The organism is Janthinobacterium sp. LPB2021202312-11-4, from assembly GCF_037049705.1.
In the GTDB taxonomy this organism is placed as follows: Bacteria; Pseudomonadota; Gammaproteobacteria; order Pseudomonadales; family Pseudomonadaceae; genus Aquipseudomonas.
The window spans coordinates 1-25,855 of sequence record NZ_JBAGKV010000033.1 but is presented as its reverse complement, the minus strand read 5'-3'; the positions used below and the strand labels follow the sequence as shown (position 1 = coordinate 25,855).

At 59.3% G+C, this 25,855-nt stretch carries 22 protein-coding genes; 11 read left to right on the top strand and 11 right to left on the bottom strand.

The genetic code is table 11. The features are described from left to right. Nucleotides 1-233 precede the first annotated feature (233 nt). The 5 genes from V5E99_RS26190 to V5E99_RS26170 all read right to left on the bottom strand — a co-directional run bounded on the left by V5E99_RS26190 (nucleotide 234) and on the right by V5E99_RS26170 (nucleotide 6,463). The gene (locus V5E99_RS26190; protein WP_499805182.1) at nucleotides 234-716 is read right to left on the bottom strand and encodes a hypothetical protein; all 483 of its coding nucleotides are present in this window, start codon (nucleotides 714-716) and stop codon (nucleotides 234-236) included. Nucleotides 717-1,019: 303 nt separating this feature from the next. Next, nucleotides 1,020-1,568 carry a cupin domain-containing protein gene (locus tag V5E99_RS26185; protein WP_007895886.1) on the bottom strand — a complete coding sequence of 183 codons (549 nt, stop codon included), beginning with the start codon at nucleotides 1,566-1,568 and terminating at the stop codon, nucleotides 1,020-1,022. A gap of 393 nt (nucleotides 1,569-1,961) precedes the next feature. After that, a complete protein-coding gene (locus V5E99_RS26180; protein ID WP_499805181.1) occupies nucleotides 1,962-3,248 on the bottom strand; it encodes an NAD(P)/FAD-dependent oxidoreductase in 1,287 nt (428 codons plus the stop codon). A gap of 50 nt (nucleotides 3,249-3,298) precedes the next feature. Beyond that, the gene (locus V5E99_RS26175) at nucleotides 3,299-4,789 is read right to left on the bottom strand and encodes an aldehyde dehydrogenase (RefSeq protein WP_499805180.1); all 1,491 of its coding nucleotides are present in this window, start codon (nucleotides 4,787-4,789) and stop codon (nucleotides 3,299-3,301) included. Nucleotides 4,790-5,086: 297 nt separating this feature from the next. Further along, complete coding sequence (locus V5E99_RS26170; protein ID WP_499805178.1) at nucleotides 5,087-6,463, bottom strand: glutamine synthetase family protein; 1,377 nt, start codon at nucleotides 6,461-6,463, stop codon at nucleotides 5,087-5,089. A gap of 280 nt (nucleotides 6,464-6,743) precedes the next feature. Between V5E99_RS26170 and V5E99_RS26165 the strand changes: the two genes are divergently transcribed. The 6 genes from V5E99_RS26165 to V5E99_RS26140 all read left to right on the top strand — a co-directional run bounded on the left by V5E99_RS26165 (nucleotide 6,744) and on the right by V5E99_RS26140 (nucleotide 12,548). Beyond that, nucleotides 6,744-7,505 (top strand): gamma-glutamyl-gamma-aminobutyrate hydrolase family protein, encoded by a 762-nt coding sequence (locus tag V5E99_RS26165; protein WP_499805177.1) that lies wholly within the window; start codon nucleotides 6,744-6,746, stop codon nucleotides 7,503-7,505. A gap of 356 nt (nucleotides 7,506-7,861) precedes the next feature. Further along, entirely contained in the window at nucleotides 7,862-9,004 is a 1,143-nt protein-coding gene (locus tag V5E99_RS26160) for an ABC transporter ATP-binding protein (protein WP_499805176.1), read from the top strand. Continuing rightward, nucleotides 9,001-9,915: an ABC transporter permease subunit gene (locus tag V5E99_RS26155; RefSeq protein WP_499805174.1), complete on the top strand. Its 915-nt coding sequence runs from the start codon at nucleotides 9,001-9,003 to the stop codon at nucleotides 9,913-9,915. The genes V5E99_RS26160 and V5E99_RS26155 overlap by 4 nt, the downstream gene beginning before the upstream one ends. Then, nucleotides 9,912-10,796: an ABC transporter permease subunit gene (locus V5E99_RS26150; protein WP_499805173.1), complete on the top strand. Its 885-nt coding sequence runs from the start codon at nucleotides 9,912-9,914 to the stop codon at nucleotides 10,794-10,796. The genes V5E99_RS26155 and V5E99_RS26150 overlap by 4 nt, the downstream gene beginning before the upstream one ends. A 176-nt stretch (nucleotides 10,797-10,972) precedes the next feature. Next, on the top strand, nucleotides 10,973-12,070 hold the full coding sequence (locus V5E99_RS26145) for a polyamine ABC transporter substrate-binding protein (RefSeq protein WP_499805172.1): 1,098 nt from the start codon (nucleotides 10,973-10,975) through the stop codon (nucleotides 12,068-12,070). A 283-nt stretch (nucleotides 12,071-12,353) separates the two neighbouring features. Next, nucleotides 12,354-12,548, top strand: a complete 195-nt coding sequence (locus V5E99_RS26140; RefSeq protein ID WP_499805170.1) for a hypothetical protein — start codon at nucleotides 12,354-12,356, stop codon at nucleotides 12,546-12,548. A gap of 15 nt (nucleotides 12,549-12,563) precedes the next feature. Here V5E99_RS26140 and V5E99_RS26135 read toward each other — a convergent pair whose 3' ends face one another. Then, nucleotides 12,564-12,917 carry a DUF1428 domain-containing protein gene (locus V5E99_RS26135; RefSeq protein ID WP_499805169.1) on the bottom strand — a complete coding sequence of 118 codons (354 nt, stop codon included), beginning with the start codon at nucleotides 12,915-12,917 and terminating at the stop codon, nucleotides 12,564-12,566. Nucleotides 12,918-13,023: 106 nt separating this feature from the next. Then, the gene (locus tag V5E99_RS26130) at nucleotides 13,024-14,088 is read right to left on the bottom strand and encodes a hypothetical protein (protein WP_499805167.1); all 1,065 of its coding nucleotides are present in this window, start codon (nucleotides 14,086-14,088) and stop codon (nucleotides 13,024-13,026) included. 80 nt (nucleotides 14,089-14,168) lie between these two features. Here V5E99_RS26130 and V5E99_RS26125 point away from each other — a divergent pair, with 80 nt between their 5' ends. From V5E99_RS26125 to V5E99_RS26115, 3 genes are all read left to right on the top strand, one after another. Then, nucleotides 14,169-14,519: a hypothetical protein gene (locus V5E99_RS26125; RefSeq protein WP_499805166.1), complete on the top strand. Its 351-nt coding sequence runs from the start codon at nucleotides 14,169-14,171 to the stop codon at nucleotides 14,517-14,519. Next, a complete protein-coding gene (locus V5E99_RS26120; RefSeq protein WP_499805165.1) occupies nucleotides 14,516-14,776 on the top strand; it encodes a hypothetical protein in 261 nt (86 codons plus the stop codon). Before V5E99_RS26125 ends, V5E99_RS26120 begins: the two co-directional genes overlap by 4 nt. Nucleotides 14,777-15,616: 840 nt before the next feature. Next, nucleotides 15,617-19,753, top strand: coding sequence for a CheR family methyltransferase (locus tag V5E99_RS26115; RefSeq protein ID WP_499805164.1), 4,137 nt, complete (start codon nucleotides 15,617-15,619; stop codon nucleotides 19,751-19,753). A gap of 3 nt (nucleotides 19,754-19,756) precedes the next feature. Here V5E99_RS26115 and V5E99_RS26110 read toward each other — a convergent pair whose 3' ends face one another. From V5E99_RS26110 to V5E99_RS26095, 4 genes are all read right to left on the bottom strand, one after another. Further along, a complete protein-coding gene (locus V5E99_RS26110) occupies nucleotides 19,757-20,335 on the bottom strand; it encodes a DUF4337 domain-containing protein (protein ID WP_499805163.1) in 579 nt (192 codons plus the stop codon). 89 nt (nucleotides 20,336-20,424) lie between these two features. After that, nucleotides 20,425-21,438 (bottom strand): DUF2955 domain-containing protein, encoded by a 1,014-nt coding sequence (locus V5E99_RS26105; RefSeq protein WP_499805162.1) that lies wholly within the window; start codon nucleotides 21,436-21,438, stop codon nucleotides 20,425-20,427. Continuing rightward, on the bottom strand, nucleotides 21,428-22,567 hold the full coding sequence (locus V5E99_RS26100) for an HlyD family secretion protein (protein ID WP_499805161.1): 1,140 nt from the start codon (nucleotides 22,565-22,567) through the stop codon (nucleotides 21,428-21,430). The genes V5E99_RS26105 and V5E99_RS26100 overlap by 11 nt, the downstream gene beginning before the upstream one ends. Beyond that, entirely contained in the window at nucleotides 22,560-24,110 is a 1,551-nt protein-coding gene (locus V5E99_RS26095) for an efflux transporter outer membrane subunit (RefSeq protein ID WP_499805159.1), read from the bottom strand. The genes V5E99_RS26100 and V5E99_RS26095 overlap by 8 nt, the downstream gene beginning before the upstream one ends. 153 nt (nucleotides 24,111-24,263) lie before the next feature. Between V5E99_RS26095 and V5E99_RS26090 the strand changes: the two genes are divergently transcribed. Next, complete coding sequence (locus tag V5E99_RS26090; protein WP_499805157.1) at nucleotides 24,264-24,764, top strand: transporter suffix domain-containing protein; 501 nt, start codon at nucleotides 24,264-24,266, stop codon at nucleotides 24,762-24,764. A 24-nt stretch (nucleotides 24,765-24,788) separates the two neighbouring features. Further along, nucleotides 24,789-25,679, top strand: coding sequence for a YghX family hydrolase (gene yghX / locus V5E99_RS26085; RefSeq protein ID WP_499805156.1), 891 nt, complete (start codon nucleotides 24,789-24,791; stop codon nucleotides 25,677-25,679). The last annotated feature ends 176 nt before the right edge of the window (nucleotides 25,680-25,855 follow it).

Sequence of the window (25,855 nt, the reverse complement as noted above, 5' to 3'; positions counted from 1 at the left end):
CCGCCTGATGCATGAAAATTATAGTCCCTGCTGCGGCCGCAATAGTCATACTGATCCAAGAAGCGATTAGACTACTGAACGCTTGAGCTTTTCAGAAAAGACCCTATCAATTATGAACGAGCGTACAAACAAACGGGAAAGCTGGCACTGGCCTTTGAAGCTTTAGTCGATACAATCACAATAAAAAATATAGCAGAAGAAAAAAATTTAAAATAAGTCAAACCTCAAATATATTACCTTTTTCGACGAAGCTTCATTATACAAAGACATAAACAGAAAAAAACCAATACGAAAATAGCCGCACTAACGAAAAACGAAAGGCTGCCTTGCTGCGAAATTGCTTGATCAATTTGCAGATCGATCACGGCAGTCAAAAATAAAGAACTGATAAAAGCACCAAAATACGCAACCCAAGCAGAGTCTCTGCGGGGATTCCAATCGCGCCCATGTGAAACATCAACATAACTGGGAAAACAATAATAAAAGTTAACGAACAACAAAAAAACAAAAATAAGGCCTAGCACCAGCCAATAATAAATACCACTTAAAGGGACCGCCTTTTCTATTAACTTCGCAAGGAATGCCGCATAAAGTATAGAAAGCATAACTGCTAGCAAGTCCGAAATTAAAACGGTGAAGAAAACCCGCAACCGCATTATTACCCCCTCAGGAAGCCTGATACCCTTTTTGGGTCCCCATACAATCTGCACATGCATCCAAAATTATAATCCTGTCATTACTACTACTCACTCTAACAAACGACATCAAAGGACGACGATCCGAAGACTCCTACACACCACCTTCTTTTTTCTTACATATTTCTCCCAAAACTCCAAAAGCAACGCACCAAAAAAACCAAACCTATAAAGGGTATTCAAACGGGAAACCTAGGGGTTCAGTTGAGCAATAAAAGATATTTTTAGACCTGCGCAAATAATAAAAGTCCGAAACCTGAGCGGGAATCGGACTCTTATCATGCGAGGAAAATCAAATTTGAGCGATGCCAGAGTTCATCGCTATCAGAAGTTCGCCGGCGTATTCGCGCTAATAATCTCCGCCTCATCCGCCCCGATATTGCGAAACCGATGGGGCAACGTCGTCGGGAAGTAATACCCGTCCCCGGCATTCAGCACACTGATCTGCCCATCCACCGTGAGCTCGACCGTCCCGCGAGTTACCAGCCCGCACTCCTCGCCTTCCGAGTGGACGATGGGTTCCTCGCCGGAGCTGGCACCCGGCGCGTATTGCTCGCGCAACAAGCGCATCTGCCGGCTCGGTACGGAGGCGCCGATCAGCAGCAATCGCAGGCCATGACGGCCGAGGTCGGGCTGTTCATTGGCGCGGAACACGTATTGATGCTCGCGCGGTGGCTGGTCGAAGGTGAAGAAGTCCGCCAAAGACATGGGGATGCCTTCGAGCAGTTTTTTGAGGGAACTGACGGAGGGACTGACGCGATTTTGTTCGATCAGGGAGATGGTGGCATTGGTGACGCCGCTACGCCGGGCCAGCTCGCGCTGGGACAGTTTGTAGCTTTCGCGTACTAATTTGAGTCGTGAGCCCGTGTCCATGACAGCCTTATGTGTGTGAACGACTTAAGGGGGTTATGGGGGTGGATGGCGGGCGACTTTTGGCCGCGAGGAACACCGCTTCCCTGTCCCAGAAACATGAAAGGCGGGTATTAAATCACGTTTGTTCGTGTTGCTCAGCAGGTTAGATGGGTGGTGGGGTAAAAAGGTTGGTGCTGGTGATTTGGGGGGGGCAGTCAGGGTTGAGGGTGACTGGCAGGGCCTCATCGCGAGCAAGCTTTGCTCCTACAGGTTTGGGCCTGGCGGGGCACACTTTTTGTGCTCGGCGCGGATCTCTTGTGGGAGCGGGCTTGCTCGCGAATGCGGTGGGTCAGCCATATCTTTGGTGACGGATATGCCGCCTTCGCGAGCAAGCATCGCTCCTACGGGGACTAACTAGATACCGAACCGGTCGCGCAGCGCGTAGTACGCGGCGCCCATGGCGGTGAGCGGGGCCTGGAAGGTGCGGCCGCCGAGCATCGGCATGTGCGGCAGGGAGGCGAAGGCGTCGAAGCGTTCGGCGTCGCCGCGGATCATTTCCGAGATCAGTTTGCCGGCCAGGTGTGAGCAGGTGACGCCGTGGCCACTGTAGCCTTGCATGTAGTAGGCGTTTTTCTCGATGCGGCCGAATTGCGGCATGCGTGACATGGTCAGCAGGAAGTTGCCGGTCCAGCGGTAGTCGATTTTCACGTCCTTCAACTGCGGGAAGGTCTTGAGGATTTTCGGTTTGATCAGTTGCTCGATGTCGTCCGGTTCACGGGCGCCGTAGACCACGCCGCCGCCGTAGAGCAAGCGGTTGTCGGCGGTGAGGCGGTAGTAGTCGAGCAGGTAGTTGCAGTCTTCGACGCAGTAGTTATTTTTGATCAGGCTGCGCGCAACCTTCTCGGACAACGGTTCGGTGACGACGATTTGCGAGCCGCAGGGCATGCTTTTGCGCGTCACGCGGTTGTCGAGGTCTTGTGGCAGGTAGGCGTTGCCAGCGATCAGCAGGTACTTGGCGCGGACCACGCCTTTGGCGGTGCGCACGGTGATCGATTCGCCGTAGGTGATTTCCACCGCCGCCGATTGTTCGTAGATTTTGCCGCCCAGACCGATGATGGCCGAGGCTTCGCCCAGGGCCAGGTTCAGCGGGTGGATGTGGCCGCCCTGCATATCGAGCAGGCCGCCGACGTAGTTGTCGCAGCCGACTTCGCGCTTGATATCAGCCGCGCCGAGCAGGGTCAGGTTTTTGTTGCCGTAACGCTCCCAACTGCTCTTCTGCTCGGCCAGGCCTTTGAGCTGCTTTTTGTTCAGCGCAGCGAAGATGCCGCCGGGCTTGTAGTCGCACTGGATGTCGTAGTGCTGGATACGCTGACGAATGATGTCGGCGCCTTCGAAGATCATGCTGCCGAGGATTTCAGCGGTCTTGTCGCCATAGCGTTCTTCGATCACATCGACGTCGCGGCTGTAGGAGTTGACCAGTTGGCCGCCGTTGCGACCGCTGGCGCCGAACCCGACTTTGGCGGCTTCAAGCACGGTCACGCTGTAGCCCGCTTCGGCGAGGAACAGGGCCGAGGACAGGCCGGTGTAGCCGGCGCCGATCACGCAGACGTCGCATTCCACCAGCTCTTCAAGCACCGGGAATTCGCCGGTGAAGTTGCGGGTGGCGGCGTAGTAGCTGTTTACATGTGTTGTGGGTTTCATAGGTTTCTCCGATGGCCGCAGGCTGGCCTGCGACCGCCGCTGTAAAGGTGTTAGAGCTTGATCCAGGTCGCTTTGAGTTCGGTGTATTTGTCGAACGCGTGCAGCGATTTGTCCCGACCGTTACCCGACTGCTTGAACCCGCCGAACGGCGCGGTCATGTCGCCGCCGTCGTACTGGTTGACCCAGACGCTGCCGGCGCGCAAGCCGCGAGCAAAGGTGTGGGCCTTGCTCAGGTTGCTGGTCCAGACGCCCGCCGCCAGACCGAAGATGCTGTCGTTGGCAATCGCCAAGGCTTCTTCCTCGGTGTCGAAAGTGATCAGCGACAGTACCGGGCCGAAAATCTCTTCCCGGGCGATGGTCATGGCGTTGGTCACGCCATCGAAAATAGCCGGTTCCACGTACAGGCCACCGGTGCTTTCGAGGGTGCGGCTACCGCCGGCAATCAGTTGCGCGCCCTGGTCCTTGCCGACCTGGATGTAGCGCAACACATTGTCCAATTGACGCTGATCGACGACGGCGCCGACGGTGGTTTGCGGATCGAGGGCATGCCCCGGTTTCCAGGCTTGCAGCGCTTCCACCAGCAGCGGAATGAACTGCTCGCGAATCGAGCGCTCCACCAGCAGACGCGAACCGGCGGTGCAGACTTCGCCCTGGTTAAAGGCTATCGCCCCCGCCGCTGCTTGTGCTGCCGCGCGCAAATCCGGCGCGTCGGCGAACACCACGTTTGGACTCTTCCCCCCGGCTTCGAGCCAAACGCGTTTCATGTTGCTTTGCCCGGCGTAGATCAGCAGTTGCTTGGCAATCGCGGTGGAACCGGTGAAGGCCAACACGTCGACGTCCATGTGCAACGCCAGGGCCTTGCCGACGGTGTGGCCATAGCCCGGCAGGACGTTGAACACGCCTTTCGGGACGCCCGCATCCAGCGCCAATTGCGCGATGCGGATCGCGGTCAGCGGCGACTTTTCCGAAGGTTTGAGGATGAACGAGTTGCCGGCGGCCAGGGCCGGGGCGAACTTCCAGCTGGCCATGATCAACGGGAAGTTCCACGGCACGATGGCCGCAACAACACCGGTAGGTTCACGGGTGATAAGGCCGAGTTGATCGTGGGGCGTGGCGGCGACTTCGTCGTAGATCTTGTCGATGGCCTCGGCGCTCCAGCGGATCGCGTTGGCGGTCGCCGGGATGTCGATGCTCATGGAATCGCTGATCGGCTTGCCCATGTCGAGGGTTTCGAGCAGGGCCAGTTCTTCCTGGTTGGCCAGGATCAGATCGGCGAAGCGGATCAGGATTCTTTTGCGCTCGGCGGGAGCTTTTTTCGCCCAGATGCCGGACTCAAACGTCTGGCGTGCGACGGCAACGGCCGCGTTGGCGTCGGCTTCGTCGGTGCTGGCGACGTTGGCCAGGAAACGGCCGTCGACCGGGCTGATGCATTCGAAGGTGTCACCGCTCAATGCCGCGCGGTATTGGCCATCGATAAAGGCCCGGCCTTCAATGGATAAGGACTGGAAGCGTTGCTCCCAGTCGCTGCGAGTGTTTGTCATTGTTGTGACTCGACGCAGGGGAATAAGTGATAGTCAGTTAAAAACTTGAAATGCGATCCCTGTGGGAGTGGGCTTGCTCGCGAAAGCGGTGTGTCAGGCGACATCTATGTTGACTGTGCTGCCGTCTTCGCGAGCAAGCCCGCTCCCACAGTTGATCGGTGTTGTCCGTAAGGTTCGTGAACGACACAAATCCACCGTAGGAGCTGCCGAAGGCTGCGATCTTTTGATCTTGATCTTAAAAAGCAAGATCAAAAGATCGCAGCCTTCGGCAGCTCCTACGGGGTTTTTCACTGGCGGTTAGACCGTGTGCAGATACCAGTTGTACTCAAGGTCCGAGATGGAGTTTTCGAACTCGGCCAACTCGCTTTCCTTGCACGCCACAAACACGTCGATGTACAGCGGGTCGATGTATTTGGCCATGACTTCGCTGTCGTCCAGCTCGCGCAATGCATCGCGAAGGTTGTTCGGCAGGCTTTGCTCGTTCTGCTCGTAGCTGTTGCCTTCGACCGGCGGGCCCGGTTCGATTTCGTTGGTCAGACCGTGGTGAATACCGGCCAGAACCGACGCCATCAGCAGGTACGGGTTGGCATCGGCGCCCGCGACACGGTGTTCGATACGCACCGAGTCCGCGGAACCGGTTGGCACACGCACCGCAACGGTACGGTTGTCGATGCCCCAGCTTGGCGAGTTCGGCACATAAAACTGCGCGCCGAAACGACGGTACGAGTTGACGTTCGGGCACAGGAAGGCCATCTGCGCCGGCAGGGTCTCGAGCACACCGCCGATCGCGTGACGCAGCGCGGCGTTCTGCTCGGGGTCCTCACTGGCAAAGATGTTGTTGCCTTCTTTGTCGAGAATCGAAATGTGCACGTGCAGACCATTGCCCGCCTGGCCCGGATACGGCTTGGCCATGAAGGTGGTGTCCATCTCGTGGTCGTAGGCGATATTCTTCACCAGACGCTTGAGCAACACCGCGTAGTCGCAGGCCTTGATCGGGTCGTTGACGTGATGCAGGTTGACTTCGAACTGCGCCGGGGCGCTTTCCTTGACGATGGCGTCAGCCGGGATGCCCTGCTCTTTCGCGCCTTCGAGGATGTCTTGCAGGCAATCGACGTATTCGTCGAGGTCGTCGATCAGATACACCTGAGTCGACATCGGACGCTTGCCGGACACCGGCGAACGTGGCGATTGCGGACGACCGTTCACGTTGTCCTGGTCGATCAGGTAGAACTCAAGCTCAAACGCCGCACAAATGGTGAGGCCCATGTCGTCGAACTTGCTCACGACCTGACGCAGCACTTCGCGAGGGTCGGCAAAGAACGGCTGGCCTTCGAGTTCGTGCATGGTCATTAACAGTTGCGCGGTCGGGCGCTTCTGCCAGGGCTCGATGCTGAGGGTATTGGGGATGGGGAAGCAGATTCGATCCGAGTCGCCGATGTCCAGACCCAGGCCGGTGCTTTCCACCGTAGAACCGTTGATGTCCAGAGCAAACAGCGAGGCCGGGAGGTTGATGCCTTTTTCGTAAACCTTATGAAGACTGGTGCGTTCGATGCGCTTGCCGCGCACCACACCGTTCATATCCGCAATCAGAAGGTCGACGTACAAAACCTCAGGATATTTCTTAAGGAATGCGTTTGCTTCGTTGAGTTGAACGGCACGCAGAGGGACCGACATGATGCACCTATTAGCTGTTAATTATTATGTTCACTTCACGTTCACGAGCCCAGTCAATCCGAAAGGCAAAGTGAAGTCAATAGCGCACAGCTGGCCTTTCAACCTTTATTTTCGGGCCTTTTATGGGGACGAGAGTGCTAGATAGGTCCCGCACACCGCGTAAATCCTCAGGATCGGACGACCGGCGTTTAGAATTTTTTACATGAGAGTTGTTAATTAAAATCAACAAGGCTAAGCTCCGGAAAAGCTCGTTCAAGTGTGAAACTTCGAGGTGATAAAAATGGCATTCAAGCCATTGATCGGCGTTACAGCGTGCATCAAACAGATTGGCCTGCACCCCTACCACGTCAGCGGCGACAAGTACTTGCGTGCTGTCAGCGTCGCGGCGCTGGGGCTGCCCGTGGTCATTCCCTCCCTGGGCGAACTGACCGAAATCGAGGACCTGCTCGCACAGCTCGACGGTCTGTTGCTGACCGGCTCGCCATCGAATGTGGAACCCTTCCACTATCAAGGCCCCGCCAGCGCCCCCGGCACGGATCACGATCCGGCGCGGGACGCCACGACCCTTCCTTTATTGCGTGCAGCCATCGCGGCCGGTGTGCCGGTGCTGGGCATCTGCCGTGGCTTCCAGGAAATGAACGTGGCGTTCGGCGGCAGCCTGCATCAGAAGGTCCACGAATTGCCCGGCATGCTTGATCACCGTGAAGCGGACAGCCCGGAGCTGGCGGTGCAATACGCCCCGGCCCATGCGGTGACGGTGCAGCCGGGTGGCGTGTTCGAAGCCATGGAGCTGCCGAAGGTGTTCCAGGTGAACTCGATTCACAGCCAGGGCATCGACCGACTCGCCCCCGGCCTGCGCGCCGAAGCGCTCGCGCCGGACGGTTTGATCGAAGCGATCTCGGTGGACCACAGCCCGACCTTCGCCGTCGGCGTGCAATGGCACCCGGAATGGCAGGTGCTGAGCAACCCTCCTTATTTGAGTATTTTCCAGGCGTTTGGCGATGCGTGCCGCAAGCGCGCGGCGCGGCGTAATTTGCGCTGACGTAAAACACATTTGATCCATTTACTGCCCCCGTGGGAGCGGCGGGCGCGCGTTTGTGCGCCCGTTCCTCACGACAACAACACACTGCGATAACAACAAGCACGACCAGGCAGCCAGGACGGCGGCGCCGAATAAGCCCGAGCGGTAGGGGCCAGTGAGTCATGCGTGACCCCCTGTAGGAGCTGCCGAAGGCTGCGATCTTTTGATCTTGAAGAGCAACGTCAAAAGATCGCAGCCTTCGGCAGCTCCTACAGGGGCCGCGTTTGAATTGATTGGCACCGCACCGCCAGGGCTTGCAATCAACTATTAAGTCAGGCCGCGTTGGCCCGACGACTGAAACCTGTTGGGAGTTTCACATGGCAAATGCCTCCAGCACTTACAGGAAGGCTCTTGAAGGTCACCAGGCACCGAAAAAGGTGTTGGTGAAAATCGACCGGGTCACCAAGAAGTTCGACGAAACCACCGCGGTGGACGATGTGTCCCTGGAAATCCACCAAGGCGAAATCTTCGCCCTGCTCGGTGGTTCCGGTTCGGGCAAATCGACCCTGCTGCGCATGCTCGCCGGTTTCGAGCGGCCGACCGAAGGGCGAATCCTGCTCGATGGTGTCGACATCACCGACATGCCGCCCTACGAGCGGCCGATCAACATGATGTTCCAGTCCTACGCGCTATTCCCGCACATGACCGTGGCGCAGAACATCGCCTTCGGCCTCAAGCAGGATCGCTTGTCCGCCAGCGAAATCGACGCCCGCGTCGAAGAGATGCTGCGCCTGGTGCACATGACCCAATACGCCAAACGCAAACCCCATCAGTTGTCCGGCGGCCAGCGTCAGCGCGTCGCCCTCGCCCGCTCCCTGGCCAAACGTCCGAAGCTGTTGCTGCTCGACGAACCCATGGGCGCCCTGGACAAGAAGCTGCGTTCGCAGATGCAACTGGAACTGGTGCAGATCATCGAGCGGGTCGGCGTGACCTGCGTGATGGTGACCCACGACCAGGAAGAAGCCATGACCATGGCTGAACGCATCGCGATCATGCACCTGGGCTGGATCGCCCAAATTGGCAGCCCGGTGGACATCTACGAAGCGCCGGTCAGCCGCATGGTCTGCGAATTCATCGGCAACGTGAACGCCTTCGACGGCACCGTGGTCGACGATCAGGAAGGTCACGCGATCATCCACAGCCCGGACCTGGAACAGAAGATCTACGTCGGCCACGGCGTCAGCACTTCGGTGCAAGACAAGACGATCACCTACGCCATCCGCCCGGAAAAAATGCTAGTCAGCACCCTCAAGCCCGAGCAGCGCTACAACTGGTCCCAAGGCAAGGTGCATGACATCGCTTACCTCGGCGGCCACTCGGTGTTCTACGTCGAGTTGCCTGGCGGCAAAATCGTGCAGTCGTTCATGGCCAACGCCGAACGCCGGGGCGCACGTCCGACCTGGGACGACCAGGTTTACGTGTGGTGGGAAGACGACAGCGGCGTGGTACTGCGCTCATGAAAACCTTCAATCAGCAATTCCTGAGGTTGGTCCCCAGCGGGCGCAAGATGGTGATCGGCATTCCGTTCATCTGGCTGTTCCTGTTCTTCATGCTGCCGTTCTTCCTGGTGATGAAAATCAGCTTCTCGGAAGCGGCCCTGGCGATTCCGCCGTACACCGAAATCTACAACTTCGTTGACCAGAAGCTGCAAGTGCTGCTGAACCTGGGCAACTACGCGCTGCTGACCCAGGATGAGTTGTACATCTCGGCGTATCTGGGTTCGTTGAAGGTCGCGTTGTTCAGCACCCTGGCGTGCCTGGTGATCGGTTTCCCGATGGCCTACGCCATCACCAAGGCGAGCAAGGAAGCGCAAAACGTCCTGATGCTGTTGATCATGATGCCGACCTGGACCGCGATCCTGATCCGCGTTTACGCGTGGATGGGCATCCTCAGCAACAACGGTTTGCTCAACGCATTCTTGATGTGGACCGGTCTGACCTCGGCGCCGATCGAGATCCTCAACACCAACACCGCCGTGTACATCGGCGTGGTCTACGCGTACCTGCCGTTCATGATCCTGCCGCTGTACGCCAACCTGGTGAAACACGATGGCAGCCTGCTGGAAGCCGCGTCGGACCTGGGTTCGAGCAACTTCAACAACTTCTGGAAAATCACCGTGCCGCTGGCCAAGAACGGCATCATCGCCGGTTGCATGCTGGTGTTCATTCCGGTGGTCGGCGAGTTTGTGATCCCGGAACTGCTGGGTGGCCCGGAGACGCTGATGATCGGTCGCGTGCTGTGGCAAGAGTTCTTCAATAACCGCGACTGGCCGGTGGCGTCCGCCCTGGCGGTGGTGATGCTGTTGATCCTGATTGTGCCGATTCTGCTGTTCAACCGCAGCCAGGCCAAAGAGATGGAGGCACGGGGATGAAACGCTTCGGATTTTCAAAGTTCATGCTGATTTTCGGCCTGTCGTTTATCTACCTGCCGATGCTGATTCTGGTGATCTACTCGTTCAACGCCTCGAAACTGGTGACGGTGTGGGGCGGCTGGTCGGTGAAGTGGTACGTCGGCTTGCTCGACAACACCCAACTGATGGGCTCGGTGGTGCGCTCGCTGGAAATCGCCTGCTACACCGCGATTGCCGCCGTGGCGCTGGGGACTTTGGCGGCGTTCGTGCTGACCCGCGTGACCCGTTTCAAGGGCCGCACGCTGTTCGGCGGTCTGGTGACGGCGCCGTTGGTGATGCCGGAAGTGATCACCGGTCTGTCGTTGTTGCTGCTGTTCGTGGCGATGGCGCAGTTGCTCGGCTGGCCGAAAGAACGCGGGTTGGTGACGATCTGGATTGCCCACACCACGTTCTGTGCGGCGTACGTGGCGGTGGTGGTTTCGGCGCGTTTGCGTGAGCTGGACCTGTCCATCGAAGAAGCGGCCATGGACCTGGGAGCGCGGCCATTGAAGGTGTTCTTCCTGATCACCATCCCGATGATCGCGCCATCGTTGGCGGCCGGCGGCATGATGTCGTTTGCCTTGTCGCTGGATGATTTGGTGTTGGCGAGCTTCGTGTCCGGGCCAGGCTCCACCACGTTGCCGATGGAAGTGTTCTCGGCGGTGCGTCTGGGTGTGAAACCTGAGATCAATGCGGTCGCCAGCCTGATTCTGCTCGCTGTATCGATCGTGACGTTCATGGTCTGGTACTTCAGCCGCCGCGCCGAAGCCACCCGCAAACGTGCGATCCAGGAAGCCATGGACCAGACCGCCAACGAATCCTGGCAGCAACCTGAAAAGCGACTGGCTGGAGCCACCGCCTAATGTAGGAGCTGCCGCAGGCTGCGATCTTTTGATCTTGCTGCTAAAAATCAAAAGATCGCAGCCTCGTTTCACTCGGCAGCTCCTACAGGGTGATAAGCCCGCTTCCTCGCTACAGATTTTATGTTCATTGCAATTTTGCTTTGCGTACCTGAATAAAAAGAAATGGAGTTGTACCGATGAAAATGTTTGGCAGGACTCTGCTGACACTGTCCTTACTGGGCGCCATGGCTACGGTTGCCCAGGCCGACGACAAGGTTCTGCGCGTCTACAACTGGTCCGATTACATCGCCCCGGACACCGTCAAAAAGTTCGAAGACGAGACCGGCATCCGCGTGACTTACGATGTGTTCGACAGTAACGAAACCCTTGAGGCCCGCTTGCTGGCCGGCAAATCCGGCTACGACATTGTGGTGCCGTCCAACAGTTTTCTGGCCAAGCAGATCAAGGCCGGCGTCTATCAGACCCTGGACAAATCCAAGCTGCCGAACTGGAAAAACCTTAACCCGGTGCTGCTGAAAAACGCCTCGGCCAGCGACCCGGACAACGCTCACGCCTTCCCGTACATGTGGGGCTCGATCGGCATCGGCTTCAACCCGGCCAAGGTCAAGGAAGTACTCGGGGCCAATGCGCCGACCAATTCCTGGGACCTGCTGTTCAAACCGCAAAATGCGGAAAAACTCAAAGCCTGCGGCATCAGTTTCCTCGACTCGCCCACCGAAATGCTCCCGGCCGCCCTGCACTATCTGGGCTACCCGGTGAATTCCCAGGACAAGGCGCAAATTGCCGAAGCGGAAGCACTGTTCATGAAGATCCGGCCGTCGGTGGCTTACTTCCATTCTTCGAAGTACATCTCCGACCTGGCCAACGGCAACATCTGCGTGGCCGTCGGTTACTCCGGCGATGTGTTGCAGGCCAAGGCTCGCGCCAAAGAGGCCGGCGACACCGTGAAAATCGACTACAGCATTCCGAAGGAAGGCGCCGGCAGCTTCTACGACATGGTCGCCATCCCACGGGACGCGGCGAACGTCGACAACGCCTACCTGTTCATGAACTTCCTGATGCGCCCGGACATCATCGCCGAGATCACCAATAACATCGGCTACAGCAACGCCAACGCGGCGGCGACGCCGTTGGTGGACGAAGCGATCCGCGACGACCCGGGCTCGTACCCGCCGCAAGAAGTGATGGCGACCTTGTATGCGATTCCGGACATGCCGATTGGCATTCAACGCGTAATGACCCGAGGCTGGACCCGGGTAAAACTCGGCAAATAACCCACGCCGGACTGCCTCTGTAGGAGCTGCCGAAGGCTGCGATCTTTTGATCTTGTTTTCGACGTACTGAAGAGCCTGAAGATCAAAAGATCGCAGCCTTCGGCAGCTCCTACGGGTATGGGTACAGCTTTTTTCCGTCTTCCGTTCATGCAGCGCTTTACCACCGCTGCACCTCCTGCGAACGGCCTCACCTGGCTCCTCGGTTAAGGTGAATTTCAGGCGCCCTCGGGCGCCTTTTTTTGTGGCCTATAGTTGAAGGGGTTCGAATCAACCGGAGGGCGTCATGCGAGAGGTCATCAGCAAAGAGCCATGGTGGGCAATGCCGCCACAACCCGGCCAGGATGAGTCCGAGCTGGAATGGGGCTGGCTGGTTCACTACAGCGAAGGTGAGCCGCGTTTCGAGTTTGTCCGGGAGCGACCGACGGACAGCGAAATCCGTAACCGCAAGAGTTGCAGGATCACCCCGTCGCCGGAGTGATCCTGGGGTGACTGTTTACGCTTGCACGATAATGTTGAACCCGCCAAACACCATGCGCTGGCCATCGAACGGCATTGGATTGACGTCCTGCTGCATGCGCGGGTCGCCCATGACTTTCTGCATCCCGGCATCGCGGGTGGCTTTGTCGGGCCAGACGATCCAGGAAAAAATCACGGTTTCGTCTTCCTTGAGTTTCACTGCCATTGGAAACGAGGTCACTTTGCCGTCAGGCACGTCATCGCCCCAGCATTCGGTGATGCTCAAGGCGCCAGCCTCTTTGAAGATGACGGCGGCGGTCTCGGCGTGTTTCTTGAATTTTTCGCGGTTGGCGGTGGGGACAGCGGCGATTAAGCCATCGACGTAGGACATGGTCGTTCTCCTGCTGGGTTGGGGACCAATATGTGGAAACCGTGAACTTGTGGTGAGGGGGCAGCCCCCTCGCCACAGGGACGATGTTCATCCTTGCTGATATTGGTCAGGGGTCGATCTGTTGAGTAGTCGCTGCGCTCGGGCTCCATTCGACAGTGCCCTGCCCTGAACCGACCGACGGCGCAGCGCCGCCGCCCAGGCTGCCCTCGATCTGCCCGGCCATGTACAGCGTTCCGGCCATCACCCCGCTGGTCGGGTTCTGCACCAGTTTCGTCCAGGCTTTGTCGAAGGTGTTGCCCAGGCTGCTGCGGATCAACGCTTCGCTGTCCGGCCGGTCGTGGGCCTGAATCATCGCGCGAATCCCCGCCACGCCTACGGTAATCAAACCTCCAGCCAGTTTGCCCGCCGCCGCAGCCACGGCACTGGCGGCGCCACGGGTGGGCATCTCGGCCTCCATCCGTTCGCTGGCACGCTTGGCCACCGGCGCCATGGCGGTTTCGGTCGAATCAACGCCCTTGCTGCCGCCGGCCTTATGGATCTTGTCGATCAGCGCTGCGTAGGCCGGCAAGGTGTTCAGCGGCTCGGCGTGCACCACCTGATACAGCGAAGCGTCCCGAGCCGGTGGCGGGCCGAGGGCAATTGCCGGAATCTTTTGCAGACGCCCGTTGAGCTGCGCCATCGGTACGCCGTGACGCTGGGAAATTTTCTGCAACTCTTCCTGAAGGATGTCCACGTAGAACGCCGTGGCCAGGCCGAGAATCGCATCGGGATCGATCTCCACTGCGACCGGCGCCAACACCCGCTCCTGATACTGCTCCAGCAGGTACGCGGCCAAGCGCTTGGCCGAGGCATCCTGCTCGCCGCCCGCGCTCATGGTGTACCAACTGACCTTCATCGACAGCCACTCCTGGGTCCAGTAACTGCTGAACCAGGGAATGAAGTTTTCTTCAGTCAGTTGATAGACCCGCGTGCGCCAGTAATCCATGGCCCCGCGCGAATAGATTTTTGTCTGTTCGGTGGCCGATTGCGACGCGGCGACGATCTCCCGATCCACCTGCTGCCAGGTACCCGGCGAAATCACCACCACGGGCGCCACCACCGGGGCACGCGCGGTCGTGGCGCATCCGGCCAATACGACTAACACAACAACGATCAGCGAACGCAGGTTCAAGATCGCGGTGTCCTACAGTCATTATCGAGCGAAATGCCCGATGCTCATAAAGCTATTGAGTTGAGTATAGGTCGCGGGTTTTGGCCGTTCGTCTGGAGGGTGGTGGTGCCCTTGAGGGCGCCTTCGCGAGCAAGCCCGCTCCCACAGGGGAATGCGCTTCAACTGTGGGCGTGGGCTTGCTCGCGAAGAGGCCTGTAAATGCAGCGCCGATCTACAGCATCATTCCTGTCGATATTCACCATCGTCACGAATGCCTTCCGCAACAAAACCGCCCGGCGCAGGATCAGCCCATTCCCAACGCAACCCCCGCATCGGAGGGGCACATCATGTTGATCCATCTCCTGACCTGCCTGGCCCTGACATCCGTCACGCTGACCTTGTTTTCGCGTTTCTTCCTGGACATCGTCAACACCGAGGAGCAGCCATCATGATCCCGATCGTCACGTTGGCCGTGAGCTTCCCGGTGTTCGGCAACAACTACTATTCGCAACAGATCGCGCCGCGCAAAGAACTCGCACTGGTGTTCGACAAAAATTTCGAACCCTTGCTGATACCGGCAGCGGCCAACCACTTCAATAACGAAGTGGTCGGGCTCAATGATCAGTTCCGGTTCTTGAATGATGTGTTGGTCGAGCATTTGCTGGACGCGGAAATGTCCCAGAGGCCATCACGTCCGTTCACGTTTTAACTCGGCGTTACTTGCCCAGGTTCTGATTCATCAAACCGGGTTGAAGATTCGCACTTTGCCACTGGCGCAAGTTTTCGCAGCCTTGCACGTTGATTTCAGCCGCATTGCTGCGAGCGTCACAGGTCATTGACCACTTCTGCCGCAGCGACGGGTACTTGATAAAGTCCGCTCGGGTGGGCGGTTCACAACCGGATAACAATGCGGCCGACATCACGACAGCCGCCAATTCCCAGGCAGCCGGATACCTTGTTCTTAACATCATGTTTATTCGTTTTCGGTTAAGGAAAACGCTCTTGATAGGTTTAAACGGAATCTGACAACTGGCCAGCCGATCAGGGTACGCAAGAATCCTATGGTTTGAATGGCTCCACTGCTAGAGCCACTTACAGACCATTTCGTAGAACCATTTCCGTCGTAAACGCCGCCCCTACAGCGTCCTCTGACTATTGCCGATACCTCTCACCTGTTCGATCCCCCAATCAAACGCGTCTTGCATATCCAGCAGATGCGGTTTCGGGGCGAGAGGCTTTGTCGTGCGCTATTTACCCGGTGACAGGGAACCTTCCGCCCTCTCAGCTTATCCCTTGATAATCGACTAAGCTGAAAAGACTGAACCCGTGCCCCTTGGCGCAATGATGACGCCAACTCAGTCCCGCCGAAGAAACGTCCACCGTTCTGCGAATAGAATGCTAAATTTCCCCGCCAGTTAATTTGCGTTGATGGAATGCAGGTAACCGATTGCGACTGCAGTAACTAAATCACCCTGCCGATCATTTCCAAGGCAGGTGCAAGCCTCATTCTTTTATCGCGGCGTCAGGACGTCGCCTTTTAAGGCACAGCATGACCACTTCATCCGACCCGTCCTCCACTGTTGCCGAATCACCGCAACCCCCACTTCACCCACTCGATTTTGGTGTTGTCGGCATTGGTGCGTCCGCTGGTGGGCTGCAAGCGATCAAGCTGTTTTTTGAAAACATGCCCCAGGACAACGGCATGGCGTTCGTGATCATCCTGCACCTGTCGCCGGATCACGAAAGCATTGCCGACAAGATCATCCAGGAATCGACCAAGATGCCGGTCCGACAGGTCACCGAAACGGTGCCCATCGAGCGCAATCACGTTTACGTCATTTCACCGGCCCATCGACTGACGATGAATGACGGCAACCTGGAGGTCAGCCCGATCGATCCGCGCCAGGGCCGCACCTCGGCGATCGATCTGTTCTTCCGCGACCTGGCGGATGTGCATCGTGAGCGAGCGTTTTGCCTGGTACTGTCCGGCACTGGTTCGGATGGCGCGGTCGGACTGTCACGCATCAAGGAACAGGGCGGCGTGACCCTGGCGCAGTCGCCGGAAGACGCCGAGTTCGACGGCATGCCCCGTGCAGCCATTGAGACCCACATGGTCGATCTGGTGTTGCCCGTCGTCGAGATGCCGCAGAAATTGTTGGAGCTGTGGCGCAACGCCAAAGCCATCACCCTGCCCACGGCCAACGATCAAGACCTGCAAAGCTTTGCTTCGACCAGCGAACGCGAAGCCGCGAACGCCGAACAATTGCTGCGTGACGTGCTGATCCAGTTGCGCGCCGGCACCGGCCACGATTTCAAGCATTACAAACGCGCCACCGTGTTGCGCCGCATCGAGCGGCGGATGCAAGTCACCGCGCAACCCGACCTCGGTGCCTACTACCAGTACCTGCTCAAAAGCCCCGAAGAAACCAAGGCACTGTTGGCCGACATGCTGATCGGCGTGACCAATTTCTTCCGCGACCGCGAGGCCTTCGAAGCGCTGGAGCGGGATGTGGTGCCGCAACTGGTCAGCGCCGCCGTCTCGGCGCACCCGGAAAAAGAAGAGATCCGCGTCTGGTCCGCCGGCTGCTCCACGGGCGAGGAAGTCTATAGCCTGGCGATGCTGGTCAACGACCAGATGCAACTGGAATCAAGCCAGGCCTCGTTGCAGTTGTTCGCCACCGACATCGACGAGCGCGCCATCAGCGTCGGTCGCAGCGGGCTGTACCCGCAAGCGATCATCACCGACGTGCCGCCGACCCGCCTGCGGCATTACTTCACCAAGGAAGACCAGCAATACCGGATTCGCAAAGAGCTGCGCGAGAAGGTCTTGTTTGCCAAGCACAGCCTGTTGGTCGACCCGCCGTTTTCGCACATGGACCTGATCGTCTGTCGCAACCTGCTGATTTACCTGGACCGCGAAGTCCAGCGCGAAATCCTGCAAATGTTCCACTTCGCCCTGCGCCCCGGCGGTTTCCTGTTTCTGGGCACCTCCGAAAGCGCCGATGCCTGCCACGACCTGTTTGCCCCGGTCGACAAACGCAACCGGATTTTCCGAGCCAAGACTGGCACCGCCAATAGCCGACGCGCCCCGACCATGCCACGTGGAGGCTATGTGCGAACCGATATTTCCCGTCAAGCGCCACCCAGCAGCACGCCACGCAAACTGTCGTTTGCCGACATCCACCAACGGGCCCTGGAACACTCCGCTCCGCCTAGCATGATCGTCGATACCAATGCCGACATCCTGCACATGAGCGAAAGCGCGGGCCGTTACCTGCGGCATGTCGGCGGCGAGCTGTCGCGCAACTTGCTGACGCTGATCCTGCCGGAGTTGCGCCTGGAAGTGCGCACCACATTGTTTCAGGCGCAACAAAGCAGCCAGGTGGTCAAGTCCCGTGCGGTGATGCTCAAACGCGAGGATCGCAGTTACAAGGTCGATCTGGTGGCGCACCCTTACCGCGACGAAGATTCGGACAGCGAGTTCGTGCTGGTGATTTTCGAAGAACTCGAAGTCGACGCTTCCGACGTCAGCACCGGCGCCACGCAGCCATCGGAAAACCAGGTGTTATCCAACCTTGAGCGTGAATTGCAGCGCACCAAATTGCAGTTGCAAGACACCATCGAACACTCGGAAGTCTCCAGCGAAGAGCTCAAGGCTTCCAACGAAGAAATGCAGGCGATCAACGAAGAACTGCGCTCGGCCACCGAAGAGCTGGAGACCAGCAAGGAAGAATTGCAGTCGATCAATGAAGAGTTGCTGACGGTCAACTTCGAGCTCAAAACCAAAGTCGAAGAAACCGACAAGATCAACGACTATCTGACCAATTTGATCGCTTCCACCGACATTGCCACGGTGTTTATCGACAGTAACTTGCGCATCAAATGGTTCACGCCCCGAGCCACCGAGATTTTCAACATGCTGCCGGTGGACACCGGGCGCTCGTTGCTCGACATCACCCATCGCCTGGACTATGAAGACCTGGCGGCCGATGCGGCGCTGGTGTTCGGCTCCTTGAGCATGATCGAGCGTGAAGTCAGCAGCACCGATAATCGTTGGTACATTGCGCGGATCTTGCCTTATCGCTCCAGCGAAAATCACATCGACGGCACCGTGCTGACCTTCATCGACATCACCAAACGCCGCGCCGCCGAAGAGGAGCTGCGCATGGGTGAAGAACGCATGCGCCTGGTCGCCGAAAGTACTCGCGACTACGCGATCGTCACCCTCGATGAACAAGGCATCATCACCACCTGGAACAAAGGCGCCGAATTGATCTTCGGCTACAGCAAGTCCGAGGCTGAAGGCGCTTATTACGACTTCCTGTTTTCCCCCGAAGACCGCGCCGCCGGCGTTCCGGAAACCGAACTGTTGGCAGTGAGAACCCACGGGCGCAACGAAGACGAACGCTGGCACTTGCGCAAGGACGGCAGCCGCTTCTTTTGCAGCGGCGAAGTGACCTTGCTACAGGGCGACAACCTCAAGGGCTACGTAAAAATTGCCCGGGACCTGACGGGCCACAAACGCCTGCACGAAGAGCAAAATCAGCAACTGGTCGAAACCCAGAGCAGCAGCCATTTGAAGGACGAGTTCTTTGCGGTGATGTCCCACGAGCTCAAGCACCCGCTGAACCTGATCCAGCTCAACGCCGAATTGCTGCGGCGCCTGCCGGTGATCAAATCCACGGACCCGGCGGAAAAAGCCGTCAAAACCATTTGCGACGCGGTCAGCAGCCAGGCGCGGATCATTGATGATTTGCTCGACGTCGCGCGCGTGCGCACCGGCAAGCTACGGCTCAAGCGCAGCACCGTGGACTTGAACCGGATGCTGCAAGACGTGCATGACGTGGTCGCCAATGCCCACCCGGGCGTCGACGTGACGCTGCAAATGAACGAAACCTTGGTGATCGATGCCGACCCGACTCGCGTCGAGCAAGTCATCTGGAACCTGGTGAACAACGCCCTGAAGTTCACCCCCGCGGGTGGCCAGATTCAGTTGATCGCCACCCGCGAGGCCGGCATGGCCCGGCTCGATGTGCATGACAGCGGCCTCGGCCTGAGCGCCGAGAGCCTGCATGAAGTGTTCGACCTGTTCGGTCAGGCGGCCAATCAACACGCGACCCATCAACGCGATGGCCTGGGTATCGGCCTGTCGCTGGTGCGGCAGTTGACCGAAGCCCATGGCGGCAGTGTCGACGTCAGCTCTGCCGGCCTGGGTCAGGGCTGCACGTTTACCGTGCGCCTGCCCTTGAGCCACCCCCATGATGAAGTGGCGCCTTCAACGCAGACCGGCGAACAATCCGGGCGCCTGGCGGGCCTCACCGTGTTGCTGGTGGATGATTCCCGGGACGTTCTCGACACCCTGAAGATGCTGCTGGAAATGGAAGACGCCCACGTTATCGACTTCAGTGAGCCGCGCCGGGCGCTGGAAGCTGCCCAGACCGGCCGCTACGACGTGGTGGTGTCCGATGTCGGGATGCCGGGCATGAACGGCCATGAATTGATGCGCGCCTTGCGGGCGTTGCCGCATATCCAGCAAGTCCCGGCGATTGCCTTGACCGGCTACGGCGCGGAAAGCGACATCGAGCAATCCCGCAAATCCGGCTTCGACCGGCATCTGGGCAAACCCGTGTCGTATGACGAGCTGATCGAGACCATCGAAGAGCTGCGACAGACGCGGGGGTACTGATGTTTAAAAATGCAGCCACGCCAATGTACCCAACACCACACTGGCGCCGGCTGCTGTATAGGCCATTTTTTTCAGCCATTGCTTGCGGGTCAGCAAGGTGATTGCCGCCAGGGAAATGGCGATCTGAATCGCCGTCATCGCCTGGGCCCAGCGGTGATGCTGATGCAGGGCCTGTTCTGATTTTTCATCCCACACCCGAACCTCTTCCTCCAGGGTTTCGGCTTTCTTGCGCACCACTTCCTTTTCTTTTTTGTAGCGCTCGGCTTCGGCCACGTAGTGCGCGGCATCGACGCCGGGGATGTGGGTCGCCAGTTCCGCCAGATTTTGGCGGCTGGATTTGGCCTGGTAGTAATTCCACTGGTTGGACGCTTCGGTTTTCTCGATGGCGGCGTTGTTCTTGTCCATCGCCGCTTCGCTCTCCGTGGAGCCCGCCTGATAGCTGAGCAAGGCGCCCAGGGTCGCCATGATGGCCGTCATCACAGCGATTTTGCTGGCGAAATTATCGCCGTGGGCATGGGCGTGATGGGTGACGTGTTCGACATGATGTTCGTGGGGGCTGGGGACTTCGAACGCTTCAGACATGGCTTTGACTTCAGGGGTTGGACAGAGGCCGAAGTGTAATCGGCGCCCTCACCCCAAGTGCTTCCATTGCACAGCCGTTCAGCCCAGGTTCAGGCTGGATTGACCCGGCGTTGCTCCAGCAGATGAACCATCAGGCAGGCATACAGCGTAACCCCGATAAACAGCGCCATGCGCACGGCAAATGCGGTGTAGACATCCTTGCCGGCAGCGCTGTCCTGCACCGACTGACCCAGCAGGATAATCAGCGTGATCAGCGTGTTGAGCCAGAACCCCGGGCTGAACCGGGTCGGACTCAGGGCATAGAGCTTGCGCGCCAGCACCAGGCCGAACAGTAGCATCCACAGGAAGAACATCCACACATGCACAAACAGGCTGAGGGCGCACCAAAACAGGATCGCCAGCACGCCGCCAAGCAGCGTCGAGCCCAGCAACTCGCGACCGGCATTACGCGCCGTCGTCGCGCAGCTCTGCTGACCGAGGCTGACCGCTTTAAGGATGATCGGCAGATAACTGGCCGGATCGATCAGCGCCAGCAGAAACGCCGGCAGCACGATCAAAGTCGCCCGCAGCGCGACCCGATCAACCTCCTCGACGGGCAGTGTCGGCGCGGCGGCTGGCGGCGCGAAGGCCGGTTCGGGAAACAGCCCATGACTGACCGTCACCACAATCACTGCCAGCAGCAAGCCTTTGACCAACGCGCCGATAACCATCAGCGCCAGTTCGAAACTGGCGGTGCCGGCCGCTGAAATCATGGTCAGGCCGATCACCAGAAACGTGACGATCAACGTGTTGCCGCCGCGCAGGCCAAAGCGAAACACCACGAACAGACCGACGCCAATCAACAGCAAGCCACTCAACGGGTAATAACGCAGCAGCGGAATCAACAGCAGGCCGATGCCGGTGGTCAGCATCGCCACCAGCGCCAGCGCAATGCCAGCCTTGAACGGCAACGGTTGGTTGAGAGTGGCGAGAAACAGCAGCGCCAGCACCGGCGCGAGAAACGGAATCGGCAACGCCAGGCCGAAACTGGCGGCCAGGCACAGCGCCGTGCCCGTCGCCAGGCGCAAGGAACGCTGGTCCCTGGGTGTTCGCTTAGTAGGCATACGACAACCAGCTCATGAAACTCAGAAACAGCCGACCGAGCGGGTTAAGCGGATTGCCTGATGCCGGGAACGCCATGACCTCGGCCTGCCCGCCCGCGCGGATGGCGCGACTGTCGCGCAGGGCGTTGATGGCGTCCTCATCGAACTCGATCACCACCGGAAAACGCTGGGCCGGACGCAGCCAGTCGCGGCTGTTCTGGATGCTCGGCAAGGTGCCGGGCGCGGTGGTCTGACCGACGCTGACGCCATAGCCGACGCTGCGCACCCGTCCCTCGAACACCTCGCCCGGCAGCGCGTCCAGTACGATCGCCACCGGGGTGTCGGGTTTGACCAGGCCCAGGTTGTTTTCGGTCATGTCAGCGCTGATCCACACGTCGTGGATGGCGATCAGGGTCATCAGCGGGCTGCCGGCGGCGGCGAACTGACCGACGTCGGTGCGCAGGTCGGTGATCAGTCCGGCCGAACGCGCGCCGACGCGGGTATTGGCCAAGTCCAGTTCGGCTTTCGACAACGCCGTGGCGGCGCTGCGCAGTTGGGCGTTCTCCGCCTCGTTGCCACCCTCCTGCTCCCGTGCCCGCAGCACTTCGGCTCGGGCCGCCTCGACCTGGCTGCTGGCCTGTTCAAGATTGGCCCGGGAGACTTCCAGCAGGCGCACGGACACCGTGCCACGGTCGGCGCGGTACAAGCCTTCCAGCCGTTGATTGTCCTGCTGCGCGCGGAGTTCGTTGGCCTGTGCGGCGCGCAACGAGGCTTGCGCCGAGGCGATGCCGGCGGTGCTGGCGCCGATCTGGCGGCGGGTCGCTTCAAGGTCGGCACGGGCCCGGTCAACCGCGATCTGGTAGGGCTGCGGATCGACCTCGAACAGAATGTCCCCGGCCTTGACGTCCTGATTGTTGCGCACGTTCACCCGGATCACCCGCCCCGCCACTTCCGCCGCCACCGGAATCACAAACGCCCCGACCCGCGCCTGCTGCGTATAAGGCGTAAAACGGTCAGCCAGCACGTACCAGGCGAGGCTGACGAGGATCAGCAGCAACACCCACTTGATACCTTTTTTCGCCGGGTCGGCGACCGGTACCGGCGCCTCGGCTTCCGGCGTTTGGACCGTAGGCTCCGTGGCTTCACTCATGCTTGTTCACCTTGTCGGGCTGGGGAAAGGCTGGCTGCGGCACGGCAGGCTCGTCGAGCAGGCCGTCCCAGTCAGTGCGGTTTTCCATTTGCTTGCGAGTGGCGTGATCGACCAGGGGCTGGGCGGCGTACCAGCCACCGCCAAGGGCCTTGTACAGGGCGATCAAATTACTGACGGCATTGGCGCGGCTGACCAGGTAATTGTCCTGTTGTTCGAGCAAGGCCCGTTGCGCATCCAGCACCCGCTGAAAGTCGGAAAAGCCTTCGCTGTATTGAGCGCGGGCCAGCACCAGCGAGCGCTTGGCCGCCACTTCGGCCTGACCCAGGATGCGTTCACGCTCCAGGGACTGGCTCAAGCCGCTGGCGGCATCGTCGGCCTCCCGGGCGGCCTGGCGAACGGTGTCGCGGTAGGCCTCGATCAACTGTTGCAAACGCGCATCCTGCACCCGCACGTTGTTGCTGATCCGGCCGTGATCGAACAGGTTCCAGCGCAAGCTCGGGCCACCGACCAGGTCCAGGCTGTTGGGCGTATTACCCACGGAACTGGCGGTCCAGGCGATGCTGCCGAGCAAGCTCAGGGACGGGTAGAAATCGCTTTCGGCCACGCCAATCAGCGCCGATTGCGCGGCCACATTCAGCTCGGCGGCACGCACATCCGGACGCCGCAGCAGCAGGTTGGCCGGCACGTCTTGCAACACCGCACGGTCAATCAACGGAATCAATGCTTCATTGGCCGTCATTTGCGGCAACTCACCGGGTGCTTGCCCGGTCAGCACCGACAGGGCATTGCGGGTCCGGTGCAGTTGGTCTTCGAGGCTGGGAATGCTGGCCAGGGTGCCGAGGTATTGGGTCTTGGCCTGCTGCCAGTCGAGCTCGGCGGTCTGGCCGCTGTCGAACAGCTTGCGGGTGATGTCCAGGCTGCGCTTCTGCTGCCGGGTGTTGTCCCGGGCAACGCGCAGTCGCGCCTCGGTGGTGCGCAGCGAAAAGTAGGTGTCCGCGACTTGCGCGCGCAGCAGCACCAGTACGTCTTCGTAGTTGGCCTGGGCCGCGAAGTAGCTGGCATCCGAGGACTCGATGGCCCGGCTGAAACGGCCCCAGAAATCCAGTTCCCAGCCCACGTCGAAGCCTTCGCTGAATTGCCAGAAACGGCTGTCCTGCCGGTTGCTGCCGCTGTATTGACGGCGCTGCGCGTACAGCAGATCGACATTGGCCTGCTGCAATTGCGGATAACGCCCGGCCTGGGCAATGCCCAATTGCGCCCGGGCTTCCATCACCCGCAGACCGGCGATTTTCAGGCTGGCATTGTGCGCATCCGCGTCGTTGATCAGTTGCTCAAGCACCGGGTCGTTGAACACTTGCCACCACTGGCGCAGGTCCGGGTTAGCGCCGCGCTCGCTGGCGTGCTCCAGCGCCGGGGTACTCCAGCGCTTGACCCAGTCCTCCCCCGGCGCCTGAAAATCCGGGCCCACGCGCATGCAGCCGCCGAGGCCGAGGAGCAGCCAGAGCGGCCCCGACCGGATCAGCATGGCGGCACGTGAACCCATGGATTTTTTTCCGGCAGAGGAAGATGACTGGAGCATAGCCGCCCCGATGAAAGCCGGATGACGACAATCAAAAACCGAACGCTCGCGCTTCAGCTGCTACGCTTTTGGGGTGTTATTCCAACCGCGACGATCCATCAAAAAGGTACGACCGTCATGACCACCCAACCCCACTCTGCTGGCTGGCGCTTCAAACTGGGCATCGTCATTCTCTGCCTCATGCTGGGGTCATGGCTGATGGTGCCGCTGGCGGCAGCGGTTGGCGTGCCGGGCTCAAAGGTCGCCACGTTGATGGGTGTCTTGTTTATCAGCAACAAGGTCCTGTTGATTCTGGTCATCGCCGTCATGGGCAAGGCCGGGTTCCAGCAGTTGAAGCGCAGCGTGTTTGGCTACGTGACGTCACTGGCGCCCAGCGCGGAAACCGAGGTCGGCCCGGTTCGGCATCGCGTCGGTCTGGTGATGTTCTGCTTGCCGCTGATCTCGGCCTTTCTCGAACCCTACGTCGATAGCCTCTGGCCGGGGCTGCGGCCAAACCTCTGGCAGGTCCAGGTATTGGGCGACTTGATGCTGATCGGCAGCTTTTTTGTGCTGGGTGGCAACTTCTGGGACAAAGTGCGTGCGTTGTTCATCCGCACCGCCCGGGTGGCGAATGCCTAGCAAGCATCGAAAGGAAAACCGCCAATGACGCGTTTGACGGCAAAAGACTTCGCCCCTGAACTGCTGGAACTCTACGACTACTACGTGCACGGCCAGATCAACCGACGCGAGTTTCTTGACCGAGCGGCGTTGTTCGCCCTGGGCGGTTTGACCGCATCGGCCCTGCTCGCGGCCCTGAGTCCGAACTACGCCCTGGCCGAGCAAGTGGCATTCACCGACCCGGACATCCTCGCCGAGTACATCACCTACCCCTCGCCCAAGGGCCACGGCCAGGTGCGCGGCTATCTGGTGCGCCCGGCGAAAACCAGCGGCAAGGTGCCGGCGGTAGTCGTCGTGCACGAGAACCGTGGGCTCAACCCGTACATCGAGGACGTCGCCCGGCGCGTGGCCAAGGCCGGCTTCATTGCGCTCGCCCCCGATGGCCTGACGTCCGTGGGCGGCTACCCCGGCAACGATGACAAGGGCCGGGAACTGCAACAAAGCGTCGACCCGGAAAAACTCATGAACGACTTTTTCGCCGCTATCGAATGGCTGATGAACCACGCCGCCGGCACCGGCAAAGTCGGGATCACCGGCTTCTGCTATGGCGGTGGCGTGGTCAACGCGGCGGCGGTGGCCTACCCGGAACTGGGCGCGGCGGTGTCTTTCTACGGCCGTCAGCCCGAGGCCAAAGATGTGCCGCGCATCAAGGCGCCGCTGTTGCTGCACTACGGTGAACTGGACACACGCATCAACGAAGGTTGGCCGGCGTTTGAACAAGCGCTGAAAGCGGCGAACAAAACCTATGAGGCTTACATTTATCCCGGCGTGAACCATGGTTTTCACAATGATTCCACACCGCGCTATGACAAAGCCGCCGCCGAGCTCGCCTGGAGTCGCACATTGGCTTGGTTCGGGCGCTATCTCGCGTCATGAATTAAATAAACACCGCTATAACAACCGTCATACTTGTTAGTGCTGAACAATACTTAGCCCGCTCATTATTAATGGCGATAACCACTATGAAAAAACGCCACCCCTAATCGCCAATCCTGATATCAACCTTGTACCAACCCATCACTTCGCGATAAATAAAAGAATATTAAAAATTT